At 69.8% G+C, this 23,528-nt stretch carries 20 protein-coding genes; 9 read left to right on the top strand and 11 right to left on the bottom strand.

Features of this window, described 5'->3' with window-relative positions; translation table 11 throughout:
* The first annotated feature begins 4 nt into the window (after window positions 1-4).
* Genes ACVTJA_RS21245 through ACVTJA_RS21225 form a run of 5 tightly spaced genes read left to right on the top strand, consistent with a single transcriptional unit; the run spans window position 5 to window position 6,531 of the window.
* Window positions 5-889, top strand: a complete 885-nt coding sequence (locus ACVTJA_RS21245) for an RNA polymerase subunit sigma-70 (protein ID WP_465838708.1) — start codon at window positions 5-7, stop codon at window positions 887-889.
* Window positions 890-893: 4 nt separating this feature from the next.
* Window positions 894-4,034 carry a tetratricopeptide repeat protein gene (locus ACVTJA_RS21240; protein ID WP_465838707.1) on the top strand — a complete coding sequence of 1,047 codons (3,141 nt, stop codon included), beginning with the start codon at window positions 894-896 and terminating at the stop codon, window positions 4,032-4,034.
* A complete protein-coding gene (locus ACVTJA_RS21235) occupies window positions 4,031-4,645 on the top strand; it encodes a hypothetical protein (protein ID WP_465838706.1) in 615 nt (204 codons plus the stop codon). The genes ACVTJA_RS21240 and ACVTJA_RS21235 overlap by 4 nt, the downstream gene beginning before the upstream one ends.
* A gap of 34 nt (window positions 4,646-4,679) precedes the next feature.
* Window positions 4,680-5,732 (top strand): DUF2071 domain-containing protein, encoded by a 1,053-nt coding sequence (locus ACVTJA_RS21230; protein WP_465838704.1) that lies wholly within the window; start codon window positions 4,680-4,682, stop codon window positions 5,730-5,732.
* Window positions 5,733-5,778: 46 nt separating this feature from the next.
* Window positions 5,779-6,531, top strand: coding sequence for a L,D-transpeptidase family protein (locus tag ACVTJA_RS21225; RefSeq protein WP_465838703.1), 753 nt, complete (start codon window positions 5,779-5,781; stop codon window positions 6,529-6,531).
* A 6-nt stretch (window positions 6,532-6,537) separates the two neighbouring features.
* Here ACVTJA_RS21225 and ACVTJA_RS21220 read toward each other — a convergent pair whose 3' ends face one another.
* The 3 genes from ACVTJA_RS21220 to ACVTJA_RS21210 form a co-directional block, all read right to left on the bottom strand.
* Complete coding sequence (locus ACVTJA_RS21220; protein WP_465838701.1) at window positions 6,538-7,371, bottom strand: matrixin family metalloprotease; 834 nt, start codon at window positions 7,369-7,371, stop codon at window positions 6,538-6,540.
* Window positions 7,372-7,459: 88 nt separating this feature from the next.
* A complete protein-coding gene (locus ACVTJA_RS21215) occupies window positions 7,460-8,638 on the bottom strand; it encodes an ABC transporter substrate-binding protein (protein ID WP_465838700.1) in 1,179 nt (392 codons plus the stop codon).
* Between the two features lie 22 nt (window positions 8,639-8,660).
* Window positions 8,661-10,031 carry an FAD-binding oxidoreductase gene (locus ACVTJA_RS21210; protein WP_465838698.1) on the bottom strand — a complete coding sequence of 457 codons (1,371 nt, stop codon included), beginning with the start codon at window positions 10,029-10,031 and terminating at the stop codon, window positions 8,661-8,663.
* Window positions 10,032-10,588: 557 nt separating this feature from the next.
* Between ACVTJA_RS21210 and ACVTJA_RS21205 the strand changes: the two genes are divergently transcribed.
* Window positions 10,589-11,842 carry a hypothetical protein gene (locus ACVTJA_RS21205; protein WP_465838696.1) on the top strand — a complete coding sequence of 418 codons (1,254 nt, stop codon included), beginning with the start codon at window positions 10,589-10,591 and terminating at the stop codon, window positions 11,840-11,842.
* Here ACVTJA_RS21205 and ACVTJA_RS21200 read toward each other — a convergent pair.
* From ACVTJA_RS21200 to ACVTJA_RS21190, 3 genes are all read right to left on the bottom strand, one after another.
* Window positions 11,820-13,181, bottom strand: a complete 1,362-nt coding sequence (locus ACVTJA_RS21200; RefSeq protein WP_465838695.1) for a cytochrome-c peroxidase — start codon at window positions 13,179-13,181, stop codon at window positions 11,820-11,822. The genes ACVTJA_RS21205 and ACVTJA_RS21200 overlap by 23 nt on opposite strands.
* Before the next feature lie 163 nt (window positions 13,182-13,344).
* A complete protein-coding gene (locus tag ACVTJA_RS21195; RefSeq protein WP_465838693.1) occupies window positions 13,345-14,991 on the bottom strand; it encodes a VWA domain-containing protein in 1,647 nt (548 codons plus the stop codon).
* Window positions 14,988-16,517 carry an AAA family ATPase gene (locus ACVTJA_RS21190; protein ID WP_465838692.1) on the bottom strand — a complete coding sequence of 510 codons (1,530 nt, stop codon included), beginning with the start codon at window positions 16,515-16,517 and terminating at the stop codon, window positions 14,988-14,990. Before ACVTJA_RS21190 ends, ACVTJA_RS21195 begins: the two co-directional genes overlap by 4 nt.
* Window positions 16,518-16,658: 141 nt before the next feature.
* On the opposite strand from ACVTJA_RS21190, the gene ACVTJA_RS21185 reads away from it, so the two are divergent.
* A complete protein-coding gene (locus tag ACVTJA_RS21185) occupies window positions 16,659-17,708 on the top strand; it encodes a hypothetical protein (protein WP_465838690.1) in 1,050 nt (349 codons plus the stop codon).
* 17 nt (window positions 17,709-17,725) lie between these two features.
* Here ACVTJA_RS21185 and ACVTJA_RS21180 read toward each other — a convergent pair whose 3' ends face one another.
* The 4 genes from ACVTJA_RS21180 to ACVTJA_RS21165 form a co-directional block, all read right to left on the bottom strand.
* Window positions 17,726-19,162 carry an SPFH domain-containing protein gene (locus tag ACVTJA_RS21180; protein ID WP_465838689.1) on the bottom strand — a complete coding sequence of 479 codons (1,437 nt, stop codon included), beginning with the start codon at window positions 19,160-19,162 and terminating at the stop codon, window positions 17,726-17,728.
* Between the two features lie 148 nt (window positions 19,163-19,310).
* Window positions 19,311-19,673, bottom strand: coding sequence for a hypothetical protein (locus ACVTJA_RS21175; protein WP_465838688.1), 363 nt, complete (start codon window positions 19,671-19,673; stop codon window positions 19,311-19,313).
* A gap of 84 nt (window positions 19,674-19,757) precedes the next feature.
* Window positions 19,758-20,057, bottom strand: coding sequence for a hypothetical protein (locus ACVTJA_RS21170; protein WP_465838687.1), 300 nt, complete (start codon window positions 20,055-20,057; stop codon window positions 19,758-19,760).
* A 200-nt stretch (window positions 20,058-20,257) separates the two neighbouring features.
* Window positions 20,258-21,184, bottom strand: coding sequence for a DUF2381 family protein (locus ACVTJA_RS21165; RefSeq protein WP_465838686.1), 927 nt, complete (start codon window positions 21,182-21,184; stop codon window positions 20,258-20,260).
* A 139-nt stretch (window positions 21,185-21,323) separates the two neighbouring features.
* Between ACVTJA_RS21165 and ACVTJA_RS21160 the strand changes: the two genes are divergently transcribed.
* The gene (locus tag ACVTJA_RS21160) at window positions 21,324-21,479 is read left to right on the top strand and encodes a DUF5953 family protein (protein ID WP_465838684.1); all 156 of its coding nucleotides are present in this window, start codon (window positions 21,324-21,326) and stop codon (window positions 21,477-21,479) included.
* Window positions 21,480-21,585: 106 nt separating this feature from the next.
* Window positions 21,586-22,179 (top strand): GNAT family N-acetyltransferase, encoded by a 594-nt coding sequence (locus ACVTJA_RS21155; RefSeq protein ID WP_465838683.1) that lies wholly within the window; start codon window positions 21,586-21,588, stop codon window positions 22,177-22,179.
* Window positions 22,180-22,188: 9 nt separating this feature from the next.
* Here ACVTJA_RS21155 and ACVTJA_RS21150 read toward each other — a convergent pair whose 3' ends face one another.
* Window positions 22,189-23,490: an OmpA family protein gene (locus tag ACVTJA_RS21150; protein ID WP_465838682.1), complete on the bottom strand. Its 1,302-nt coding sequence runs from the start codon at window positions 23,488-23,490 to the stop codon at window positions 22,189-22,191.
* Window positions 23,491-23,528: the final 38 nt, after the last annotated feature.

Below are 23,528 nucleotides of genomic sequence, written 5' to 3'. Positions count from 1 at the left end.
CGCCATGAACACCACCGAGCCCCTGCGGTCCTTCCTGGAGGGTGCGGCACGCCCAGCGGTGCCCGAGGAGTCGGACGTGCTCGCCCGCCTGCTCGGAGAGGCCGTGGCTCGAGCCCGCGCGGCGTGGCCTGGCGTGGAGGTGCCTCCCGAGGACTTCGCGCGTCATCTGGGAGCGCGCGTGTCGCGCGAGGCGCCGCTGGTGGAAGGGCTGCGCGCCCTGGCCGCGGAGGACCTCTACCTCGCGCGCGCGTGCCTCGCGGGAGACCGGGCCGCGCTCGACGGCCTCCAGCGCGCGGTGCTGGTGCCGGTGGGGCGGGCGGTGCGGCGGGTGGATGCGTCCGACGCCTTCGTGGACGAGGTGCTCCAGCTCACGCGGATGAAGCTGCTGGTGGGCGGCGTGCGCCAAGAGCCGCGCCTGGCGGAGTACGCCGGGCGGGGTGCGCTGCGGCGCTGGACGGAGGCCGTGGCGCTCGGCGTCGCGGTGTCGCTCAAGCGCGGGGCGGTGAAGGCCCTGCCATTGGACGACGCGCCCATCGTCTCCGAGCTGCGCACCGCGGACCCGGAGCTGGCGCTGATGCAGGAGCGCTACCGCCCCGCCTTCCGCGCCGCCTTCGCGGAGGCGCTGTCCGGCCTGTCTCCGCGCGACAGGAACCTCCTGCGCCTGAGCCTGGTGCAGAACCTGGGCGTGGAGTCACTGGGCATGCTCCACCAGGTGCATGCGTCCACCATCTCCCGCTGGCTCGCGCGAGCCCGCCAGTCGCTCCTCGAGGACACCCGCGCCGCGCTCGCGCGACGGCTGGCGTTGAGCACCTCGCAGCTCGACAGCCTGCTGCGCGTCATGGACGCGAGCCTCGCGGTGAGCCTGTCCTCCCTGCTGGACGAAGGATGAAGCCATGAGCCCGACGCCCCTCCCCGGCTGCCTCGACGAGACGCAACTGCTCGACCTGGCGGACGGCGTGGCACCGGAGCCCCTGCGCGCGAGCGCCGAGGCACACCTCGACGGCTGCGCCACCTGCCGCGAGCTGCTCGCGGGCTTCCTCCAGGCGAGGGCCCCGGCATCTGCCAGAAGCCAGACGGCCGTCGCGCCCACGCAGGCCGTCACCACCGTCATCGAGGACACCCGGGCGCCCACGCGTACCCGCCTCCGCGCGCTGGCGCGGGGAACGCTGCTGGGGCGCTACGTGGTGCTGGAGCGGCTCGGCGCCGGGGGCATGGGCGTGGTGTATGCGGCGTATGACCCGAGCATCGACCGGCGCATCGGCCTGAAGCTGGTGCAGGCCGCGCCCGGAGTCGAGGGCGCCACCGAGCGGCTCCTCGACGAGGCCCGCGCCGCGGCGCGCCCCCAGCACCCGCACGTCGTCGGCATCCACGACGTAGGCGTGGTGGGGGACATCGTCTTCATCGCCATGGAGTTGGTGGACGGAGGCACGCTGCGCAAGCACCTCGCCGCGCACCGGCCGGGCTGGCGCGAGGTGGTGCGCCTGTATTTGCAGGCGGGACGAGGGCTGGCGGCCGCGCACGCGGCGGGCGTCGTCCACCGCGACTTCAAGCCGGACAACGTGCTGGTGGACCGCGCGGGGCGGGCACGCGTGACGGACTTCGGGTTGGCGCGCCTCGCCACCTCGACGGACGCCGCCCTCCCCACACCCGGCTCTCCAGGTGGCAGCCCTGGCAGCGGCCACGGCGGTGTGGCGACGGCCGTGGCGGGCACGCCGGGCTACATCGCCCCGGAGGCGCTCGCGGGCGGGCCGGTGGACTCGCGCTCGGACCAGTACAGCTTCTGCGTCGCGCTGTACGAGGGGCTCTACGGGCTGAGGCCCGGTGCGCCCGGAGAAGCTGCGGCGCGGGAGCGCGCCCACGTGCCCCGCGCGGTGCACGCCGCCGTGGAGCGGGGCCTATCCCCGGCGCCGGAGGCACGGCACGCGTCGATGGACGCCCTGCTCACCGCGCTGGAGCGGGCGGTGTCTCCACGTACGGCCCGGTTCGCGGGAGGCCTGGGCGCGGGCATCGGCGTGGCCGCCGCCATCGCCTCCATCCTCGTCGCGCGTGGTCCGCAGCCCTGTACCGACAGCCTCCAGCGACTGTCCGGCACGTGGGACACGGCGCGAGGCGCGGCGCTGGAGCGCACCTTCCTCGGCTCGGGGGCACCGGGCGCGGCCTCGCTGCTCGCGGCGGTGCGGCAGACGCTGGATGCCTACGCGGCGGCCTGGGCGGAAGGACACCGCGACGCGTGCGAGGCGACGCGGGTGCGCGGCGAGCAGTCCGAGACGGCGATGGACCTGCGCATGCACTGCCTGGAGCGGCGCAAGCGCGAGCTGGGAGCCACGGTGGACCTGCTGCTCGCCGCTGACCCGAATGCGGTGATGAGCGCGCCCCAGACGGTACAGGGCCTGCAGCCGGTGTCCGACTGCGCCGACGTCGAAGCACTGGCCCGTCCCGTGCCGCTGCCCACGCGAGGCCCTGCGGCCGCTCGCGTCCGCGCCGCGTATGACCAGCAGGCCGTGGCGATGGCGCATGACCACGCCGGGCACTGGCAGGAGGCCGCGGCGATTGCGGCGACGGTGGCCGCCGAGGCGGAGGCCGTCGGGTACAAGCCCCTGCTCGGCGAGGCGCTGCTCACCCAGGGCCGCTCCCTGCTGCACCTGCGGCAGGAGAAGGAGGCCGCTCAAATCCTGCGCCGGGCCGCACTGGCGTCGCAGGCGGGCCGGGACGATGAACACGCCGCGGAGTCCTTCGCCAACCTCGTCTTCGTGGAGGGCGAGCTGGCCGAACGCCCGGAGCAGGCGGAGCTGTGGCGCGAGCTGGCGCAGTCGCTGCTGGAGCGCATCGGCGGGGATGACCGGCTTGAGGCCAACCTCGCCTTCCACCAGGGCACGGCGTGGGTCCGTCAGGGCCGCTCGGCCGAGGCCATTCCGCTGCTGCGCCAGTGCCTCGCCATGCGCGAGCGAGCCTTCGGCCCGGAGCACGCGTACCTCACCGACGTCCTGCTCACGCTGGGCACCGCGCTGCGGAGCGTGGGCCGGATGGAGGAGGCGCTCGCCACGCAGCAGCGGACCCTCGGCATCATCCTGCACACCTTCGGGAAGGACCATCCGTATGCCGCGATGACGCTCAACAACATCGCGGGCACGTACAACGCGCTGCACCGGTACGACGAGGCGCTCGCCTCCTTCGCGGAGAGCATGGCCACCTTCGAGCGGGCCTACGGGCCTGGGCAGCCCGTGCCCTACGTCCTCGCGCTCTACGGCAACATGGGCTCGGTGCACCTGTCGCGGGGGACCTTCGAGGAAGCGCGTCGCACGCTGGAGAAGGGCTGGCGACTGGCGGAGGAGAACCGTCCGCCGGGCCACCCGGACCGCGCCATGCTGGCGGGCCCGCTGGCGATGGCGCTCACGAACCTGGGACGCACGGAGGAAGCGCTGCGCCTGTTGCAGTCCGTGCGCAGGGAGCTGGATGCCGCGGAGGCGGAGGGCCGGCACAGCGTGCGCGGCGCGCAGCTCCTCCGGCAGGAGGCGGAGGTCTTCCTGCGAGTGGGCCGCTTCGAACAGGCTGTGCTCGCCGCGCGCGGCGCGGTGGCGATGCTGCGCGCGCTGAAGGCCGAGGACGAGCTCGCGGCCGTCCTCTCCACGCAGGGCCTGGCCCTGCTCGGCGCGGGCCGCCTTCCCGAGGCGGAGCGCGTGGCGAGGGAGGCACTGGCGCTCCGGATGAAACAGGCGGAGTCCGGCGCATCCAGCCAGTCGGACGCCCAGGCCGTGCTCGGCCGGGTGCTGCTGGAGCGAGGGGACGCGGCCGCCGCGAGGGGGCTCCTGGAGCAGGCCGTGGCGGGCTGGGAGAAGGACGGCACGAGCGCGCTCGACCTGGCCACCACCCGCTTCGCGTTTGCCCGGGCGCTGAGGAAGGAAGGCGGAGATGACGCGCGGGCCCGGTCGCTCGCCCAGGCCGTGCGCGACGCGGTGGCCCCCACGGCCGAGCCGCGCCTCGTGCCGCTGGACGAAGTGGACGCGTTTCTTGGCGTAAGCTCCGCCGCACGATGAATCGCGAAGAAGCAGGCAAGGCCCTCGAGCTCATCCGCCGCGTCGTCGCGCAGGCGCGTGATGACTCGGCGCTGCAGAACTGGGGTGTCATCTGGATGCTCCACGCCTTCGTCAATGCCGCGGGCTTCGCGGCGACGAACCGGCTGTGGATGGCGGGCCACCGCACGCCCGGGCCCTACGCGCTGCTGTGGGCCGGGGTGCTGTCCTTCAACATGGTCAGCATCTTCGTGCTCAAGCGCGGGCAGACGGCCGGGGCGCGCTCGTTCATCGAGCGGCAGATATGGGCCATCTGGACCACCTTCATCGCCGGCATGGTGCTGGTGGCCGTCATCAACTGGCTGCTCGGGTTGGACAGGCTCTTCATGCCCGCGGTGGCGTGCGTCCTCTTCGCCACAGCCTTCTCCATGATGGGCGCGCTGATGGGCCGCATCTGGTTCGCGGTGGCCGCGGGCTTCGCGCTGGCCGCGCTGGGGATGACGCAGGTGCCGGAGCATGCGTTCGACATCCTGGCCGCGCTGTGGTTCGCCACGCAGTTCGGCGGTGGCTTCGCCTTGCAGCGGGCCCGCCGCCGCAGGCTCGCCGCCATGGGCACCGGAGCGCGACTGGTATGAGCTCCGAGTCGAGCGCGGCGCTGAAGGTGCGGACATGGGAGCCGCTCGGACCGGGCGGGGTGTGGCGGACATGAGCCCCGAGTCGCTCGCGGCGCTGGTGGCGCTGGCATTGGAGCCGCTCGGGCTGGGTGGGGCCGAGCTGCGCCGCCGGCTTCGCGAAGTCGGAGTCAAGGCACCAGCGGAGATGATTCAAGGCCTCGCCGCCGCCGGGCTCGTGCGCGCGGAAGGCGCGCTGTACTCGCTCACGCCCGAGGGGCATCAAGCACTGCGGGACGCGGAGGCCGCGCTCGCGGGAGCACATGACCCGAGCCCCACCACGCAGGGCATGGAGGAGTGCCCGTCGGTGCCGTGGCTCACCCAGGTGCAGACGCACTGGGTGGAGGCGGTGTCCATCAACTACGCGGTGGACCCGGAGCGCCTCGCCCGGCTGCTGCCCGCGCCGCTGGAGCCGGAGGTGTTCCACGGCAGAGCGTGGGTGCAGGTGCTGATGTCATCGCTGCGGGACATGCGGCCGCAGGGCGTCAGCCCGCTGCTGGGCGTGTGCTTCTACCAGGTGAGCTACCGCGCGGCGGTGCGCTACCGGAACGCGGCGGGCGACTGGCGGCGCGGCGGCTACTTCGTGCGCAGCGAGACGAATGACCCGGTGATGCGCCGGGTGGGCAACGCGCTGAAGGAGTTCAAGTTCCACGAGTTCGGCGAGGCGCACATGGTGATGGCGCGCGAGGACCATCTGCTCACGACCGCCGTGGACCCGGAGCCGGAGTTCCCCGGGGGCAAGCTGGTGGGCGTCTTCGACACGCGTCCGAGCGTCCACCCTCCCCCGGGCAGCGTGTGGAAGGGATTGGAGGAACTGCACGAGCCGCTGGTGGAGTGCTACGACGCGCTCGGCGTGGCGGACGGCTTCGTCTACGTGCTCACCATCGACCGCGAGCCGTGGAACGCGCGCTTCGTCCAACCCGTGGAGCTCTACTGCGAGTACTTCGCGGAGGGGCCGCTCGCCCCGGGCGCGAGGCTGGACTCGGTGCTGCACCTCACCGAGTGTGCCTACCAGTGGAGGCCGCTGCGGAGGGAGCGCCATGCACGTTGAGCGGCGAGGAAGGAACGGATTCGGCGCGGCCGGTGTCCCAGGCGCCATGAGGACACTCGCCGCCTGCCTGCTGCTGTTCACCGCGCTCTCCGCGCACGCCGAGGAGGCCCGCGTCGCCGCCGCGCGTAAGGCCCGTGCGCCCGTCGTCGCCGCGCTGTTCAAGAAGGCGGGGGTGGCCTGGCCGCCGGAGCAGATGTACGTGCGCGCCTTCAAGCGCGAGCGCGAATTGGAGGTCTGGGCGGGGCCGAAGGCGGGGCCGCTGGTGAAGGTGAAGACGTACCCCTTCTGTGCGGCGTCGGGAGAGCTGGGCCCGAAGCGCCAGCAGGGCGACCTCCAGGTGCCCGAGGGCTTCTACAGCATCGACATGTTCAACCCGTACAGCAACTACCACCTGTCCATGCGGGTCAGCTATCCGAACGCGGCGGACAAGCGGAAGACGCCGAAGGGCGTGGACCCGGGTGGCAACATCTTCGTCCACGGCGACTGCGTGAGCATCGGCTGCATCGCCATCCAGGACGAGCCGATTGAAGAGCTGTACCTCATGGTGCTGGACACGCGCGCGAAGACGCAGCGCAACGTGCCCATCCACATCTTCCCGCGCAGGCTGGATGACGCGGGCATGAAGGCGCTGGCGGCGGGCCGCGAGTCCAAGGACCCGCTCGTCGCCTTCTGGCGCAGCCTCCAGCCGGCGTATGTCCTCTTCGAGGAGGCGCGGCACATCCCCGTCACGTCGGTGGACACGAAGACGGGGGAGTACGTGGTGAAGCCGGCGCGCGACTCGGGCAGCGCGCGCCGGTGAGCGGAGTCAGGGGTAGTAGATGCGAGCCCCCTGCCGGTCGAGCGCGGAGAAGACGAGGTCCGACGTCGACGCTCCGCCGCACTGGGGGTAGTGCATGATGGAGTACGGGTCATACGCGGTCAGCGGGCAGGTGCCCGACGGGTCTTCGTAGCAACCCGAGGTGCTGATACGGACGTACTCGTGCACGAAGCCGAGCGCATGTCCCAGCTCGTGCCGCAGCACGCCCGTCAGCGTCCACGGCCCGATGTTCCCGAAGGCGCTGCTGTCGATGAGGATGTTGCGGCCGGAGCGCGGCGTATTCGGGAAGAAGGCACGCGCCAGGTACGCCCCGCCGGTGCTCACCGGACGCACGTCGAACACGACGCCCGCCTGGGACGCCGTGCAATTGCTGTCGTACGACGTGACGTGGACGAAGTTGACGTTGGCCACCGACTCCCACCCGGCCGTCGCCGAGTTCAGCGCATTCACCACCGTCGCATAGCGGGAGCCGAAGGCGGTGCTGACGCAGTAGGTGAGGTTGCGCGCCGCGGCGGCGGACCACTTGTTGTAGACGCCACCCGGGCAGGAGGCCGTCAGCGCGCCCTCGCTCGTGCCCAGCGTCCCACTTCGGCGGATGCGCTTCTCGAAGTACTGCCGGAGCCCGTCCATTCCCAGCACGGACTCGTCACCGTTGATGACATACACGTCCGAGTCGGGCTCGTCGTATGCCGTCTCCAGGAACGACTCGAAGGACACGTCCCGTACTTCCTCCTCGGAGAGGAATTCGACCTCGGCACTGCCGCATGCCGAGCCCAGGAGGGACACACCCGCCAGCAACGCCAGGGAACGGAGGTTACGCATGGGCTTCCTTTCCAGATGACCGCCATGGGCAGACTCCACCGTGGAATCCACGCCCAATCGGAAAGAATAGCCTAAGCCACCTATGCGGTCACGGCGTCACGGCCGCGGCGAACTTCCTCCGCCCCTCGTGGATGGTGAGGACGACGGCGGGCTTCACGGGGTTACGGTTCGCGTCCATCGTCAGCGAGCCCGTGGCGCCCGGGAAGTCCTTCGTCGCGGCGAGCGCATCGCGAATGGCGGGCCCGGAGAGCGAGCCGGCTCGCTCGATGGCGGAGAGCGCGACGCGGGCGGCGTCATACCCCAGCGCGGACGCGGCCTCGGGGGAGCGGCCGTAGCGTGCGCGGAAGGCGGTGATGAAGCGCTGGAGCTCCGGCGCGGGGTTGTCCTCGGCGTAGTGCGACGAGTAGTACGCGCCCTCCAGCGCGCCGCCCGCCAGCTCGAAGATGCGGTCGGACTCCCAGCCGTCTCCGCCGAGCAGCGGCTGCGTCATGCCCAGCTCGCGAGCCTGCCGGGCGATGACGCCCACCTCGCTGTAGAAGCCCGGGAGGTAGAGCGCCTGGGGCTTCGCCTTCTTCACGGCCAGCAGCGGCGCGCGGTAGTCGGTGTCGCCCTTGGAATACGTCTCCACCGCCACCACCGTCCCGCCGAGCCTCTTGAAGGCCTCCTGGAACGCCTCGCTGAGCCCGAGCGAGGACGCATTCTTCGCGTCGTGCAGCACGGCGATGCGCTCGAGCTTCAGGTTCTCCCGGGCGAAGCGCGCCATGGCGCCGCCCTGGAACGGGTCGATGAAGCAGGTGCGGAAGATGTAGTCGCCCTTCTGCGTGACGCCCGGGTCCGTGGCGGAGGGTGTCACCATGGGCACGTGCGCGGCCTGCACGGCGGGCGCGATGGCGAGCGAGCCGGAGGACGTCACGTCCCCGAGGATGAGCGTCACGCGGTCCTGGGTGAGGAGGCGCTGGACGGCGGCCACGGACTCCTCGATGCGGCCCTGGGTGTCATAGGAGCGCAGCTCCACCTTGCGGCCCTTCACTCCGCCCTTGGCGTTGGCCTCCTCCACCGCGAACTGGATGCCGTCGCGCACTACGGTGCCGAATGAGGCCTCCGAGCCCGAGAGGCTGCCCAGCGTGCCGATGACGATGGGCCCCGTTTCCGAGGTGGCCTGGGGCTTCGACGCGGCCTCCGGCGGAGGCGCGGAGGGCGGAGACTTCTTCTCACAGGCAACGGTGCCCAGGACGAGGGCGGCGATGAGCGGAACGAGACGGGGCATGGGGATTCTCCGGGCGCGTACGTCAGAACACCTTGCCGGGGTTGAGGATGCCAAGCGGGTCCAGCGCGCCCTTGATGGCGTGGTGCAGACGCAGTCCACCCGCGCCGACCTGCTCGCCGAGGAAGGGACGCTTGAGCGCACCGACGCCATGCTCGCCGGTGATGGTGCCGCCAAGCTCCAGCGCGGCGCGGAGGATGTCATCGAAGGCGGCGCGAGCCCGCACCAGGGCCACGGCGTCATTCCGGTCGAACACGACGGTGGGGTGCATGTTGCCGTCCCCCGCATGCCCGAAGGTGCCGACGAGCACACCGCGCCGGGAGGCAATCCCTTCCACCGCGGCCAGCAGGTCCGCGATGCGAGACAGCGGAACACCCACGTCATCGAGCAACGTGGCCCCCTGCTTCTCCAGCGCGGGATACGCGAGCCGGCGGGCCTGCATCAGCAACTCGCCCTCGGCCTCGTCGGCGGACTGCGCGACGAAGGTGGCGCCGGCGGACTCACAGGCCTCGGCCATGCGAGCAATCTCCGCGACACCCTGCTCTCCTCCCGCGTCCGAGCGGGCCAGCAGCAGGGCCGCCGCATCCACGTCCAGCCCCATGGGCCCGTGGGCCTCCACGGCACGAACGGTGGCGCGGTCCATGAGCTCCAGGAGCGAGGGGCGCGTGGACGCCATGATGTCCGTCACGGCGATGCCCGCGCCGACGAGCGTGGGGAACGAAGCCACGAGCGTCGTCGCCCGGGGTGGCCGGGGCCGGAGCTTCAGCGTGGCCTCGGTGATGACGCCGAGCGTGCCCTCGGAGCCGACGAACAACCGCGTGAGCCCATAGCCCGCGGAGTTCTTCATCGTGCGCCCGCCGGTGCGGACGACGGAGCCATCCGCGAGCACGGCCTCCAGCCCGAGCACGGCGTCTCCGGTGACGCCGTACTTCACACAGCACAGGCCCCCCGCGTTGGTGGCGAGGTTGCCGCCGATGGAGGAGAACTCCCAGCTCGCGGGGTCCGGCGCGTACCAGAGCCCCTGCTCCGCCGCCGCGGCCTTCACCGCGGCATTGAGCGCGCCCGGCTGCACGACGGCGAACATGCCGCGCCGGTCCACCTCCAGCACCCGGTTCATGCGCGACAGCGAGAGGACGATGCACCCGTCCACCGCGTTCGCGCCTCCGGACAACCCCGAGCCCGCGCCGCGAGGCACCACGGGCACCCGAAGCGCGGAGGCCACGCGAAGCGCGGCCTGCACCTCGGCGGTGGAGCCCGGACGTATGAGGACCCGCGGCACACCCGCCGGAGCCCACTCGGCCTGGTCCCTCCGGTGTGCCTCCAGCACGTCGGAATCGGTGATGATGGACTCCGACGGCAAGACGGCCGCCAACTCACGCAACAGATCTGCCGCCACCGCGCACCTCCGAAGCCGCACTGTGCTCCAACTCGGAGGCGCCTCCCAGCCTTCCCGTCCGGGTTGCATCGGAGGCACATGGCCACTACCTTCAGGGGACTTCTGCATGCTTGCAGCCGGTCTCGCCAGCCGGTCCCAACTCGGCGTCTGGCTTGTCCTCGACCCCCAGGCTGGTCTGGTCCACGCGCGAGAACATCCGCGCGCAATTGCTGTCCCTCCTGAACACAACGCCTCAGAACGACAGCGCGCGCCGTTGGCAGATCCTCCGGCATCGGCGCGTCCTCGGAAACCCGGAGCTGCTTCCGCTCCTTCGCGGCATCCTCTTCGACCGGGGAGAGGCGCTGTTCGTCCGCAGCGAAGCCCTGGTCATTGGGCGGCTGCACGGCCTGTGCCTTTCCGCACCGGAGCTCTCCGACCTCCTGGCGGAGGCGGAGGCGCTCGACCGCAGGAATGTTTCGCCCTATGGGACGTGGTTCCTGAAACCAGGAACTCTCCTCTCCATGGTGCGTGGAGAGGATGACGACGCCTGCGCGGCCGCGGAGGCCGCGTTGGAACGGATGTCGCCCAAGGCGCGGGTCGACATCCTCACCGAGGAGGATGACCGCCCCTTGCCCTCGCGGCTCGAGGAATGGCTGTTCGCGCGCTGGCACGCCGAGGACCGCCACCACCTGACGGAAACGGAGGCCTGGGGACACGACGACAACGTCCGGGTCGCGCTCGAGCACCGCGAGAAGCCGGAGGCATGGAAGCTCCTCGTCGAGTGGGCGCGCAACCGAACCACCGGTGACCTGGAGCCGTTCCTGTACTGGGAGCTCCCGAGTGAAGACCGGGAGCGGCTCCTGGACTCCGCTCCGGGGCTGCGCGACGCGGCGGCCCGGCAGCTCCTTCTCCCCCCGCCCGCACTCGTCGCCTACCACGGCCGGGAAGCGCTGCTGCGCCGTCTGGAGCGCGCGGCGACATGCCGGTATGCCTTCATGCAGGGCGCACTGGGGTTCCGCCGGGCAGCAAAGCTACTGGTCGAATGGCACGAGGCGCGCCCACTGCTGTATCGGCTCATCTGCGACCTCGGCATGGAGGACGACGTCCGACGCGTGCTGGTCGATGAACTTTTCACGGCGGAGCGGGCCACCGCCATCCGCTGGGCCATCGTCGCGGCGAGATATCCGGACAACCTCACCCTGGTCCACCACGTCCTCCTGCGCGCCGCGCCCATGCCCGAGCCCGGGGACCGCGACCTGTTCCTGACCGCGCTCCGGGGAACGGATGACGTGGCGCAGTGCTTCGCGCTCGAAGGGCTGTTCCACCTGGGCGAGTCGGGCGAGGGCTGGTGCGACCATCTCACCACCCTGACCCGCTCCGCCCACCCCCTGGTGCGCCTTCGCGCGGCCGCGTGCCTCGCGAAGGAAGGCAGGAGCGAGTACCACTCGCTCCTCCGAACGATGGTGCTCGATGCGCCAGAACGCTGGCTACAAGCCGACGCCGCACGCTGGCTTCGCGAGCTCCACTCCGAGGAAGACCGTCCCGTGCTGCATCAGGCGCTCGCGGCGTACCTGCGACTGCCGAGACGGGAGCGTCTGCTCGAACCCATCGATGTGGTCCTGGCACTGTCCCGTCTCGGCAGCCCGGAGGACCTCTCGGCCCTTCTCGAAGCAAGTATCGGAGGTGCGTGCACCTTCCTCATCGACCACGAACTGGAGCGACATCTGGCGCACGAGGAAGGACGCCCGTTCGTCGAAGTTCCGCTCGCCGACTGGCGCTGTGATGTCTCCGCGGCGCTCCTGCAAGCGCTCAGAGCCGATTCAGGAACCTGAGCAGGTCCTGCTTCTGCCCGAGGCTGAGTGACTCGGGCCCCGCGCCCGGGTTCTCCGGTGGGTAGACGGCCGGCAGGTTCAGAGGAGGCGTGAAGGGCAGGATGAACTGGCTGTAGGTATCGACGACGTCCTTCAGCGTCGCGTGGCTGTTGTCGTGGAAGTACGGCGCCGTCCGCGCGACGCCTCGAAGCGTCGGGATGTCGAAGAGCTCGAAGTCCAGCGGGTCACCGGTGATGAGCGCGCGGCCAGGGTCTGTCGTGAACCACTGCGGCAGGAGATTGGGGCCGACGATGGGAGCCCCGTTCTCGTCGAGCTTCGGATTGCCGTCGTACGGGTCTCCGCTTGCCGTCACGGGGATGGGCGGGAGGTCCGTCACCTGCTGCTGCCGCGTGCCGTCCGCGTAGAAGCGGAAGCGATACCGGGGCAGCTCGACGGACGCGTTGTACGTGGGGAACTGTCCAATCTGTCCCAGGTAGGAGAAGAACCCGAACCCCACGTTGAAGAACTTGTCATCCGCGCGAGGCACCACGACGGGAACGGGCCCCACGTCCGGGAGGACGGTGAACACGACGTTGCCATCCGGCTTCAGGAGCCGCCCCTGTCGCGCGAGCTCATTCAGCCCCAGGTGAGTGACGTCCGTCTGCGTGGCGCCGCCATGGCACCCCTCGCAGGCGGCCTTGAACACCTCCCGGCCGCGCCGCTCCTGGGGATTGAGCGTCATGAAGTCCTCGGGGATGGGCACCTGGGCACGGGGCACACCGGACTCGAGCAGCGCCGAGACGAGCCACGCGCGAGATGACGAGAAGACACTCCGCTCGAAGGCGGCAAGCTGCCGCAGCTGCGCCAGTGCCACCGTGCCGCCCTGGCTGTGGCTGGTGATGGCGGACTGGGCCTGCCCTTCCAGGTTCGCCTCACGGCCGTCGAACTGGAACGCACCGGTGAAGGCCGTGTCCTGGATGCTCGGCACCGCGCGCCACACGGCGACCTTCCGGTCCGCGGGAGTGATGACGTTGCCGTCCACGTCAATCACATCCATGTTGGCCGGAAGCGGCAGCACCACGCGGACGAGCCCCTTCTTCAGGTGCTCATACGTGGGGACGGCGGCGTCGGGGTCATCCGCGTCGATGCGGTTGAACAGCGGGTCCCTGGGATTGGAGGCCAGCCGCGCCTCGACATTCGAGGGATGCAGCGCGGTGCTCTCGTCGAGCACGTGACACGTGGCGCAGGAGCGCCCGTTGGTATTGGGAAACGCCTGGGTGAAGAACCGCTTGCCAGCGGTGGTGCTGCCCAGCTCGGACGTGGCCTGGGCCTGTACCGTGGGCGTGGCCACGGCTTCCACCGTGGGCTCCGGTGCCCCGTGTTCCTCCTGAACTGAATCCGTGCAACCAACAGGTCCGCCGAGTGCGAGCGCACCGGTCAGACACGCGATGAAGGGCCTGCAAGCCATGGGTCTGTCTCCGCCGTGGTGGACTTACGGGAAACACCCCTGGCCCGCCGGAGTGTCACCGGCGAGGAATCGAGGGAGGCACGTTTCCGCCCAGGAGCGCGGACCAGTCGTTGAATCGATGGACGGGCGAACAAATGGAGGCCATCGCCGTCCCCGCCCCCGCGCCGATGAGCAGGCCGTGCGTCCTCAACCCCTTCTGGGCACCAGCACGAGCCAGCAGCTCACGCGTGGGCACGGGCACCGGGAACTCGCCGTCACTGACGAGCAGCAGGTCCGCGCGTCCCCAGCCCTCCGAGTCGAGCCGGGCGACAGCACGCGCGAGCGGTGCCGTCACATCCGTGCCACCCGAGAAGGAGCGCGTGAGGAAGGTCATCAGCCGGACCAGCCCTGCCTCTGACATCTCCAGCGAATGCTCCGCCACGTCCCCAGGGCCGCTGAAAGCATACAGGTAGCAGGCCCGCTTCTCGGCGAAGGCCACGCGCATCGCTTCCAGGACCAGCGCCTTGGCGACGACCTCGGGCGTACCCTCCATGGAGCCGGACGTGTCGAGGCACACCATGATGGGGCCCCGTGTCTCCGCTGGTCGGGCACGCGGCTGGGACTCGTGGACCTCGGCCTCCGTTTCGACACGCTCCAGGTCCACGCCCTCCACGCGGTAGGTGAGCAGCGTCCGCTCCGCGCGGCGGGCGTGCCACAGGAGCCGCAGCACCGGATGGCCCAGCAGCGCGGCCTCGGCGGGAAGCATGCGCTGCACGTCGTCCGAGCGCTCGATGCCGCGCGTCTCCGAACGAGCGAGTGGGCTGTACACCTCGATTCGCTCCTCGAAGATACGCCGCAAGGGGCCGATGACGGACTCCATGACGGGAGACACATTCGGGTCATCCGCCGTCTGCATGCGTCCCAGCACGCGGACGAGCTCCCTCAATGCGGGGAGCCGCTCCAGCAGCTCACGCAGCCGCACGACCTCCATCCATCCCTGGGAGCGCAGCAGACCTCGCGACAAGTCCCAGCCCCGTCCCAGCAGCATCGCCAGCTCGCCGAAGACGTCCTCCAGCTCGGCCCAGAGGCGGACGCGCTCTTCCCACGGGCTTCGCAGCCGCTTGCGCAGCGCGTCCGCCACCTGGAGGTCGGCCAGTCGCGCGGCCTCGGCTTCGAGTTCCGCCAAGGCCTTCGCGTCCAGTTCCAACGGAGCCCCTGCCCCACCCTGCCCACCTCCAGGAGGCGCATCCTCGGGCGCGTTGCGCGCCGGCCCGGCGCCTGCGGCGCCCTGCCTCCGTGGGCCGTCGCGATCCCCTGCCACCTTCACGTGGACCGGAGGACTCCGCTGTTTCAGCAATTGCTGAAGGAGCTGGGACTGCCACTCCGAGCGGGTGAGCAGTCCCGTCGCGACCGCATCCAGCACGTCGAGCAGGAGTGCCTCGACGAGCGCCGTCTCTCCCTTGCAGAAGTGCGGAAGCCTCAGCGCCATGAGCTCAGCGCGAATCACTTCCGCCGTCGGAGCGTCGGGCCACCTCAACCCATCCGGTTCGGGGAGCGTCCCCTCCAGGAGCGCGTCGTGCCACTGGAGCAGGCCCTCCACGCGCTCGCGCAACGTGCCGTGCAGGTGGGTCGCGGCGGCGTGGAAGAGCGACTCGGGAAGCCGGTCCAGGAGCCGGTAGCGCTGCTCCAGGGCTCCCGCGTCGAAGGCCTGGCTGGTGCTCACACGTCACTCCGGGGCAGCCTGTGGAATCCGGCGTGGAGTGCGGTCAGCCGGTCATCGAGGCGCTTCAGGTGCGCCTGGCGCTGCTCCAGGTTGGCTCGCGCGGGGCGGGAGAAGCCGGGCGCAATCCACAGGTGGTTCTCCACCACCGAGGTCACCGACTGAATCTGCGCGTCGAGCCCGCGAGAGTATGCCGTCAACTCCGCCACCAGCTCGTACACCTGCTTCACACGGCCCTCAATGTGGAGCTGCGAGTAGCGTGTTGGCTCCATCAGCGGGGGCAGCGTGGTGGACTCGAAGTAAAAGTTGTTCTCGTTGGTGATGTATCGCTGCCACTCCTGCGGGTGATAGCTGAAGTGGTCACGCAGCTCCTGCTGCGTCATGCCCTGGCCGCCGAGGGTCCTGTCCCTGCTGCGGTCGGGAGGCGCCAGGAACAGGGGCTCCATGGCCGCATTCGCCTTCCGCTTCCATCCCTGGGCCTCGGCGGTGGGCTTGCCCTTGTGGTCGATGTAGAGCGGATTCCCCTTCTCGTCTCTCGCCTGGGAGCGGGCCAGCTTCTCGAACTCGAGCTGCTTCTCCAATGCGGTGACGAGCCGCGTGAGGCGCTCCGGCTCCGCAGCGGAGGCCGTGCCCAGCCGCGCCTGATACCAGTCGAAGATGACGGCGCACTGCTCCGGCTTCTCCCAGACACAGTGCTGCAACAGCCACCCATCCCAGACAGACACCTCCGTGCGGCCGTGGCTGAGGGCGGAGACCTGCAGGAGATAGACAATCTTCCGCCAGCGCCGATCCGACACGGCGATCTTCTGCTCCTCAAGGAAGGCGCGCAGGGCCATGATGAGGGTGGTGACCTCGGGAGGCAGCACCACCGTGCGGGCCTGCTCGCGGAGCCGCTCCAGCTCCGCGCGGGTGAGGCGCAGGGCGACATCCGGCTCGGGAGGCTGGGTGCGGCGCAGGCCCAGCAGGGCCTCGAAGCCCTCGGTGGAAACCGGCGGGACGCGGCAGCGCAGCAGGAACCGGTCATAGAGTGCGCCCAATTCCTCGCCCTCGGGCAATTCGTTGCTCGCGCCGATGACACAGATGAGCGGCGTGCGCACCCGCTCCGTGCCGTTGTCGAACTCGCGCTCGTTGAGCAGGGTGAGCAGCGAGTTGAGGATGGCGCTGTTGGACTTGAAGATTTCGTCGAGGAACGCGAATGCGGCCGACGGCAGGTAGCCCTCCGTCTGCCGGTGGTAGCGGTCCTGCTCCAGGGCCTTGATGGACAACGGACCGAACAGCTCCTCCGGCACCGTGAAGCGCGTCAGCAGGCGCTCGAAGAGCGGGGCGTCCCGGAAGGCCAGCCGCAGTCGCCGGGCCAGCTCGCTCTTGGCCGTGCCGGGAGGCCCCACGAGCAGCAGGTGCTCCCCCGCCAGGGCCGCCAGGAGTGCGAGGCGGATGGGTGTCTCGCGTTCGATGAGGTCCGTGGAAAGGCAGTCGCGGAGCTGTGCAAGCCGGGTCTTCAACGTGTCATCGAACTGCGTCTGAATCATGCTGCTCCCCTTTGGCTCCAGCAGCAGATGCGAGCGTTGCGAGGAAATCAATCACGCCCGAATGGGTCCGTCCGCACCTGGGGATGCATGAGCTTGGAACCCCCGTGGAGAAGTGAGGCAGACTCCCAGGGAGGAGGACGCATGCCCCCGGGAGTGTCGTTCAAGGCGGATGACACGGAGGACTGGTACGTGCCCGTCGCAGGCCCGGGCCTGTTGCTGGAGGTCCCCGCGAAGGGGCGCTGGTTGCAGCGTCCGGCCCTGCACCTGGAGGCCGCGCCGCGCTACCGGCTGCGGTTCGTCCACGGCGGCCAGCCGCTGCTCTGGGCCCGCATCGACCCATACTGGGACCGCTGTGTCCTCGCCCGGGGGACACCCCTGGCTCACGGTGTACTGCCCCTGCTGTCGGCGCCCGAGGTGCGCTCGGTGACGCACGAGCCTGGGACTCCGCCGTGGTGGGAGGCGTGGGCGTGGAAGGTGGGACGTGCGCTCGTAGAGGCACCTGAGCCGGTGCTCTACACGGGCCGATGGTGCCTGCGGCCCATGCGTACCATTCCAGCCGCCCGTTCCTCACGCCATGCCATCAGCTCGATGGAGTGGGGATTCGGCCAGCTTCCCTCTCCACCGCACTCACTGGAGGCCGTGCAGCGCTTCCGGCAGGTCTGGTCGGAGCGATGGTGGGACCACGCGCCAGAGCACAACCCAGGAGTCGTACTCCCCTTGCGAGCACCGTCCGACGCGGAGGACGGCCGCATCAAGAGCTGGCGCAAGCACGCAAGGGAAGGAATGCTGCCGCCCGCGCTGCTGCTCTATGTGGACATCCTCTCGAAGTGGTTCGTGCTGGATGGGCATGACCGCATCCATGCGGCGCTGCTCGAAGGGCTCGAGCCGCCACTGCTCGGACTGTGGTCCTACATCGAGAAACAACAACCTGCGAGCCGGGTCCGTGAGGAGGGAGCCCTGCTCGGCGCGGAGATTCAGTTGCGAGCCGGAGCGACGCCGCAGGTCATCGACCGCGTCAATCGCATGCTGGTGCGCAACTTCGACTGGCCCGAACGGGGCACCGTCACCCGCGCCTGGCCCGTGCGAGGCGGAGCCGATGCCTGGCGCGCGGAGCTGCACGTGCTGCGCGCGCGGCACCCAGCCATGCTGGAGAAGTATGACTGGGATTGGCTCCTGTCCGTCAGCGAATGACGCCCTGACGGCCTCGCTCAGCGAGACTCGGGCTTGGCCCCAGCCGTGCTCGTCGCCACGGCCTGCGCGGGTGCGCGCGGAGCCGTGTCTGCCTTCAGGATGTTGACCAGGGCCATCATCTGCGCCACCAGCGTGGCCACGCCCTGCCCGTCGTGCGCGCCGCCACTCCCCGCGATGGAGACCGAGCGCAGCTCCTGGGGCTTCGGCAGCTTCTCCGCGATGTCGGGCAGCAGCTCCACCAGCCGCGCCTGGAGGTTGGCCGGGGTGAGTCCGTTGAGGATGCGCTGCCGCGTCTCCAGCAGCTCCAGCTCCGCCTGGGCTTGACGGTGGGCCGCCGCGCTCTGCACGTCTGACACCTCGGCACCGGCCAGGGCGTCGCGCTTGTGCCTCGCGGCCTCCGCGTCCTGCTTCTGCCGCGTCAGCTCCGCCTCCACCGCGAGCCGCGCCTTCTCCAGCTCCACCGTCTGGAGCGCGGACTGCTGCCGCTCCACCGCGAGCTGCCGCGCGTCCTCTTCCTCGCGCTGCTGCCGGCGCAGGCGCTCGGCCTGCTCGCGGTCATACGCCTCCGCGCCCTTGCGTGCGCGCAGCATGGCAAGTTCGCCGTCGCTCTCCAGGCGCATGCGCTCGCGGCTCTGGCCCACCTCCAGCTCGCGCTGCGCCAGCGCCTCCTCCGTCCCGAGCGCCGCGAGCCGGGCCACGCGCTCACGCTCGGAGCGGAACGGCGTCTGGAGGCTCTCCCAGAGGCGCCCGGAGCTGACCACAGCCTCCTTGATTTGCACCGTGACGATGCGCAGCCCCAGGCCCTTGTCGCCACCGCCGCCGCCCTCGGCCACGTGCCGCAGACGCGCCGTCAGCTCCTCGATGATGGGCTGCTTGTCGGACAGCACCGCGTCGATGCTCATCGTGGCGACCTTGTCCTTGATGGCCGCCTCCGCCTGCTCGCGGAGCTGGACATTCACGACGCGCATCGGGTCCTCCGCGTCCGTGAAGTCCAGCTTCCGGTACGCGGTGGCGAAGTCCTCGATGATCCACTGGACGTAGCCCTGGACGAGCAGCCCCTGGAGCTCGCGGCAGATGCAGTGCGCGCTGATGAGGATGGTCTGCATCGCGCCGGGCGCGACGATGAACGAGTCCAGCGCCGGGTCGAACCGGAACGACACGCCCAGGCCGATGTGCAGCGGCTGCGCGTGGCCCCGGCGCGTGTGCACGACGTAGGCATTGGGCGGGACGATGACGGTCTTCCACCGCCAGAAGCCGGTGATGCGCACGTCCACCGCGTTGCCCGTCCGCTCCGCCACGGCGGCGGCCGCGGCGCGCCGCATGGGCAGGACGTTCTGTGCCTGCATCGGCGCGGGGGCCATCCCCTTGCGCGCCTTCAGGTCCACCTCGATGCGCTGCTGCTGCTCGCGTACCTGGTCCAGGTACTCGTTCTTGACTGGCTCTCGCGACGACATGGCCCTGTCCCCCATCATCCGGAGCGGCGCCGCTTATCGGCGCACGGCGTCCGGGCTCAATGGGCGGAGTCTACCGGAATACGGCGGCGATGAAGACGGAGCGGCGGGTACTCGAGATTGGCGGCGCCCATCTCCGGTGAATGGAGACTCAAGGGAACTTGAGTGTACCCTCGCGCCACGCCTTGAGCGCGTACTCCGCGCGGGTCCGGATACGCCCTGGGCGGGCAGCGAACTCCACCAGAACAGGTTCCCCCTGCTCTGGTGCGAACTCGAGCGCGTGAGCCGCGGCAACAGAACGGACGTTCTCGTCCTCGCTCTTCAACAGCGGGAGGAGCTGAGCGGCAGCCGCGCGACTTCGGAGCTCACGATAGGCACTTGCAATCCTGTCATGGGCCTTATTGGCGGCACGATGATTCGCAGCGGCCAGCGCCTGTCCGTAGGCAACCGCTGCCTGCTCATACTCGTGGACGAGCTCCTCGGTGCTCGCCCCTTCGATGTTGCGTGCATCCATGCAGGTCTCAGGAGACGAGCGTCCGCCACTCTCCGGGATGAGTTCATGTGCACGAATGAGCGCACCCGACAATGAGCGCGGCATCTACCGGAACGCGTCGACGATAAAGACGGACGCGGTCGAGTACTCGATGATGGCCGTTCCGGGCTTCGACTCAGGGCGTTTCTTGAACTGCCCGCGCGCGACACGGGCCACGGCGCAGATGGGAAACTTCTCCCGGTCCGGGGGATGTGCCTCGTAGTAGCGGATGACGACCTGCGGGCCGCCAGTCCACACCCTCCCGTACAGTCGGGTGGGTGGCTCCAGGGGACCCAGGCTGTCGTTCAGGTCGCTCTCAATGGGGCCCTCGTACAGTGTGATGGGGCTCGTTTCCGCCTGATTCACGTCGAGCTCCACGCCCGCTCCATCGCCAACTCGAAGGCCAAGGATGCGCATCGCATTCAGAGCTTCGTCCGGGCAGGATTCTGGCCCCGGGCTACCGTCTGGACGCAGAGCCGCTCCGCTCGAAGCGCAGCCGGAACTCGCAAGCAGCAGAGCTACCGACGTGAAGACGATGACACGAGGAAGGCGCATGATACGCACCTCTACTTGCGTGCGCCTTGCTCTTCCAGTTCCAGAACGACGCTGACCTGCTGCATCCCGTCGGCTCGGAAGACCTCCAGAAGGAGCTTGTCGAGACCCGACTTCGCCAACTTGGATTCGAAGGCACTGTGGTCCAGCACCACCGCGAAATTGCCGGTTGCTCCACGGGCAATCTCCTCCTGTTCCATCCTCAAGGCGAAAGGCCTTACCTCTGCGGAGGATGCGGTCGTCAGCCGAACGTCCCGAAGCTTCCATGGCTCGACCGACCCCTCATTCGTCACCCGGAAGCGGACCCCAACCTTCTGGTGCCCGTTGTACGTCTTGACCTCAATCTGGGCCCCATCGACGGAGAACCGCCAGCTTCGGTGGTGCCGGAACGGCGTCATCTTGAGAGTGCCTTTGGCCAGGAGAGCCGCGAGTGCATGGTCGACTGACGTCTCCTCCTCGCGATATCGCTCGACTTCCTCCCGGTAGCGCTGCTCGCGCGAGAGCGCACTGGCCAGCGACGCACGCAGGGCACTCGGGGACTCTGGATCCGGGTACATGTCCACCTGATGGTCCACCCGCCCATCCCGTGCCGTCACAGTGAAGGGAACCTCCGTTCCGTCCTCCAGCGTCACCAGGAGGAGAAACCGGTCTTCCGGCGAAAGGTCCCGGAGTGGCTCCAGGACCACTTTCTTTCCTCCCACGAGCAGCGGCTCGAAGCGGCCTTCCCAGCCCAGGAGTTTCGTCCGAGTGGAGTCACAGGGCTTCTCGAAGCGGAGCACGGTCGCCACGCCGCCAGCCACGTACACGTTGTTGGGCTTGTCCGCAGGCGCTCCCGGGAGGAACACCCCTCGGACGACCGACTGCCGTTCCTCCGCTCCGGCCACGGCTGCCGCGAGGACCAGAGGTAAGGCAAACCGCAGGAGTAGTACGTTGGGCACCATGGCCACAACCTACCAGGGTGTACGGCAGCGTCCAGCCGCGCAGTGAAAGCGTCGGCCAAACGATGTCACACGGTCAATAGGGTCCGAGCCTTCACACGACCAAGCAACCAGTCCAGCAGGTTCCTGGTCCCTTCAAACGATGCGACGCTGCTCTCCCGAGCCCGACGCACCGCGACCGGCGAGTGCTTCGTCAAGCACACTGGCGTCGCTCGACCTCGACAACTCCGCGCATCTCGATGTCCTGTTACGTACCTATGATCGCTTCCTGAAGCCTGGCGGGCGCTCCCATTCGTGAGCGGCGCCGCTCATCGGCGCACGGCGTCCGGGCTCAATGGGACGCGAGTCTACGTGCTATGCCCGCCCGCGCCGAGCCCACCCGGGCCCCATCTTCCGGAGACACCATGGCCGACTGGTCGCACATCCCCACTCTCGAGGGCCGCCACGTCCGACTGGAGCCCCTGCACACCTCCCACGTGGAGGCCCTGAGCCACGCCGTCACGGACGGCGAGCTGTGGAACTGCTGGTACACCAGCGTGCCCAGGCCCGAGGGAATGGCGGGCTACGTGGAGACAGCGCTCGCGATGAAGGAGCGCGGCCAGGCGCTCCCCTTCGCCGTGCGCGACGCGGGCGGGCAGGTCGTCGGAAGCACCCGCTTCTACCTCCTCGACTCCAGCGTCCCGCGCGTGCACATCGGCTACACGTGGTACGCGAAGCGCGTGCAGCGCACCGCCCTCAACACCGAGGCCAAGCGCCTGCTGCTCACCTACGCCTTCGAGACGCTCGGCTGCATCTCCGTCTTCTTCGAGACGAGCTGGTTCAACCACGCCTCACGCACCGCCATTGCCCGGCTCGGCGCGAAGCAGGACGGCGTCCTGCGCGGCCACATGCGTCACTCGGACGGCAGCCTGCGCGACACCGTCGTCTTCTCCATCCTCGCGGCCGAGTGGCCTGCCGTGAAGCAGCACCTCACGGCGAAGCTGGAGCAGCGGGACTGAGGCGCCCGCCTACTTCCCGCGCAGCAGCACGAACTCCACGCGGCGGTTCAGCTCCCGCCCGCGCGGAATCAGGTTCGGCGCCTTGGGGCGCGTGTCCCCCAGGCCCGCCGTTTCAATCCGCGAAGCATCCACCCCCGCGGCCACGAGCAGCTCCGCCACCGCCTTCGCCCGGGACTCGGAGAGCCCCTGCCGCGACGGCCCCGGGCCCTCCTGGTTGTCCGTGTGTCCCTCCAGGCGCAGGCGCAGCGAGTCGTCGCGCACCAGCATGTCCACCAGCAGCGCCAGCGCGTTGGTGGTGCCCTTCTTCGGCGCCGACTGCCGCTCCGCGAAGCGCGGCTCGCCCGGCAACTCCACGCGCTCGCCCTTCACGCTGGGAAGCTGCGTCTTCTTCGCCGGAGTCTTCGCCAGCGTGAACGCCAACGTGGGCTCCGTGTCACGCACCAGCTTCACCTTGCGCGTCTGCGCCAGGTACCCGCGCGACAGCACGTCCACCGTGTAGTCCCCAGGCGGCAGCATCACCTGCGTGGGCTTCTTCGCCTTCGCGTCCACCAGCACCTGCTGCGGCGCGCCCTTCGCACCGCGCACGTACACCGTGGCCGCCACCGGCTTCTTCCCGGCAAGCACCTTCAGGAACAGCTTCGCGGGCGCCGTCTCGGGGCGCACGGCCACCGTGCCGGCGGGAGGAATCGCCGGCGGCGGAGTCACCGGCGCCGTCCCCGACGCGGGCTGCACGGGCGTCACCGGCGGCGTCTGCGCCACCTTCGCGGGCGTCCCCGCGTCCGGCGCCTCCCGGAGGTCCGCGTCCGCGAGCGGCGCCGTCATCTCTACCGAGGTGTCATGCGACAGCTTCAGCTTCAGCCGCGGGTCCGGCGCGGTGGGGTTGATGCCGGGCATCACCTTCACCTTCACCCGCAGCCCCTTCTGCACCTGGAACGTGACGGACGCCGTCAGCTTCCAGAGGAAGCCGCTCTCCTCGCTGAAGAGGTTCCACGCGTCGCTGGCGTACGTGACGCGCGACACGAGCGTGAAGGAGCCCTCCTCCACCTTCACCACCGCCAGCCGGTGCAGGCCCGGCCCGTTGAGTGCCTCGGGCCCGGGGACGGCCAGCGGCTGGTTGTTCAGGGAGAAGTCCGCCTCCACCAGCTTGTAGCCGCGCGAGGTGCCGGCGCCGGGAAGGCCCTCGAAGGAGATGACCACTTCCGGCGGCGGCGTCTTCACCAGCGCCTGAAGCTGGCGGTCCAAATCCTCGCGCGCCCGCTGCTCCACGGACGAAGGCTCGGCTGCGCGCGCGTTGGCGGCGAGCAGTCCCATGATGACTAGAAGCAGTGCCTGAAAGGAGGAGGAAGCCA

The sequence above is a fragment of the Pyxidicoccus sp. M6 genome, assembly GCF_055568925.1.
This window is presented reverse-complemented; position numbering and strand designations above follow the sequence as displayed.

What these genes read in the sequence shown, in the direction of transcription:
- ACVTJA_RS21160 (WP_465838684.1), top strand. Translation starts at nt 21,324, where the DNA reads ATGCGACGCTGCTCTCCCGAGCCCGACGCACCGCGACCGGCGAGTGCT.
- ACVTJA_RS21205 (WP_465838696.1), top strand. Translation starts at nt 10,589, where the DNA reads ATGTCGCCCAAGGCGCGGGTCGACATCCTCACCGAGGAGGATGACCGC.
- ACVTJA_RS21155 (WP_465838683.1), top strand. Translation starts at nt 21,586, where the DNA reads ATGGCCGACTGGTCGCACATCCCCACTCTCGAGGGCCGCCACGTCCGA.
- ACVTJA_RS21215 (WP_465838700.1), bottom strand. Translation starts at nt 8,638, where the DNA reads ATGCCCCGTCTCGTTCCGCTCATCGCCGCCCTCGTCCTGGGCACCGTT.
- ACVTJA_RS21235 (WP_465838706.1), top strand. Translation starts at nt 4,031, where the DNA reads ATGAATCGCGAAGAAGCAGGCAAGGCCCTCGAGCTCATCCGCCGCGTC.
- ACVTJA_RS21175 (WP_465838688.1), bottom strand. Translation starts at nt 19,673, where the DNA reads ATGGATGCACGCAACATCGAAGGGGCGAGCACCGAGGAGCTCGTCCAC.
- ACVTJA_RS21190 (WP_465838692.1), bottom strand. Translation starts at nt 16,517, where the DNA reads ATGATTCAGACGCAGTTCGATGACACGTTGAAGACCCGGCTTGCACAG.
- ACVTJA_RS21165 (WP_465838686.1), bottom strand. Translation starts at nt 21,184, where the DNA reads ATGGTGCCCAACGTACTACTCCTGCGGTTTGCCTTACCTCTGGTCCTC.
- ACVTJA_RS21180 (WP_465838689.1), bottom strand. Translation starts at nt 19,162, where the DNA reads ATGTCGTCGCGAGAGCCAGTCAAGAACGAGTACCTGGACCAGGTACGC.
- ACVTJA_RS21245 (WP_465838708.1), top strand. Translation starts at nt 5, where the DNA reads ATGAACACCACCGAGCCCCTGCGGTCCTTCCTGGAGGGTGCGGCACGC.
- ACVTJA_RS21150 (WP_465838682.1), bottom strand. Translation starts at nt 23,490, where the DNA reads ATGGGACTGCTCGCCGCCAACGCGCGCGCAGCCGAGCCTTCGTCCGTG.
- ACVTJA_RS21240 (WP_465838707.1), top strand. Translation starts at nt 894, where the DNA reads ATGAGCCCGACGCCCCTCCCCGGCTGCCTCGACGAGACGCAACTGCTC.
- ACVTJA_RS21185 (WP_465838690.1), top strand. Translation starts at nt 16,659, where the DNA reads ATGCCCCCGGGAGTGTCGTTCAAGGCGGATGACACGGAGGACTGGTAC.
- ACVTJA_RS21230 (WP_465838704.1), top strand. Translation starts at nt 4,680, where the DNA reads ATGGGAGCCGCTCGGACCGGGCGGGGTGTGGCGGACATGAGCCCCGAG.
- ACVTJA_RS21220 (WP_465838701.1), bottom strand. Translation starts at nt 7,371, where the DNA reads ATGCGTAACCTCCGTTCCCTGGCGTTGCTGGCGGGTGTGTCCCTCCTG.
- ACVTJA_RS21225 (WP_465838703.1), top strand. Translation starts at nt 5,779, where the DNA reads ATGAGGACACTCGCCGCCTGCCTGCTGCTGTTCACCGCGCTCTCCGCG.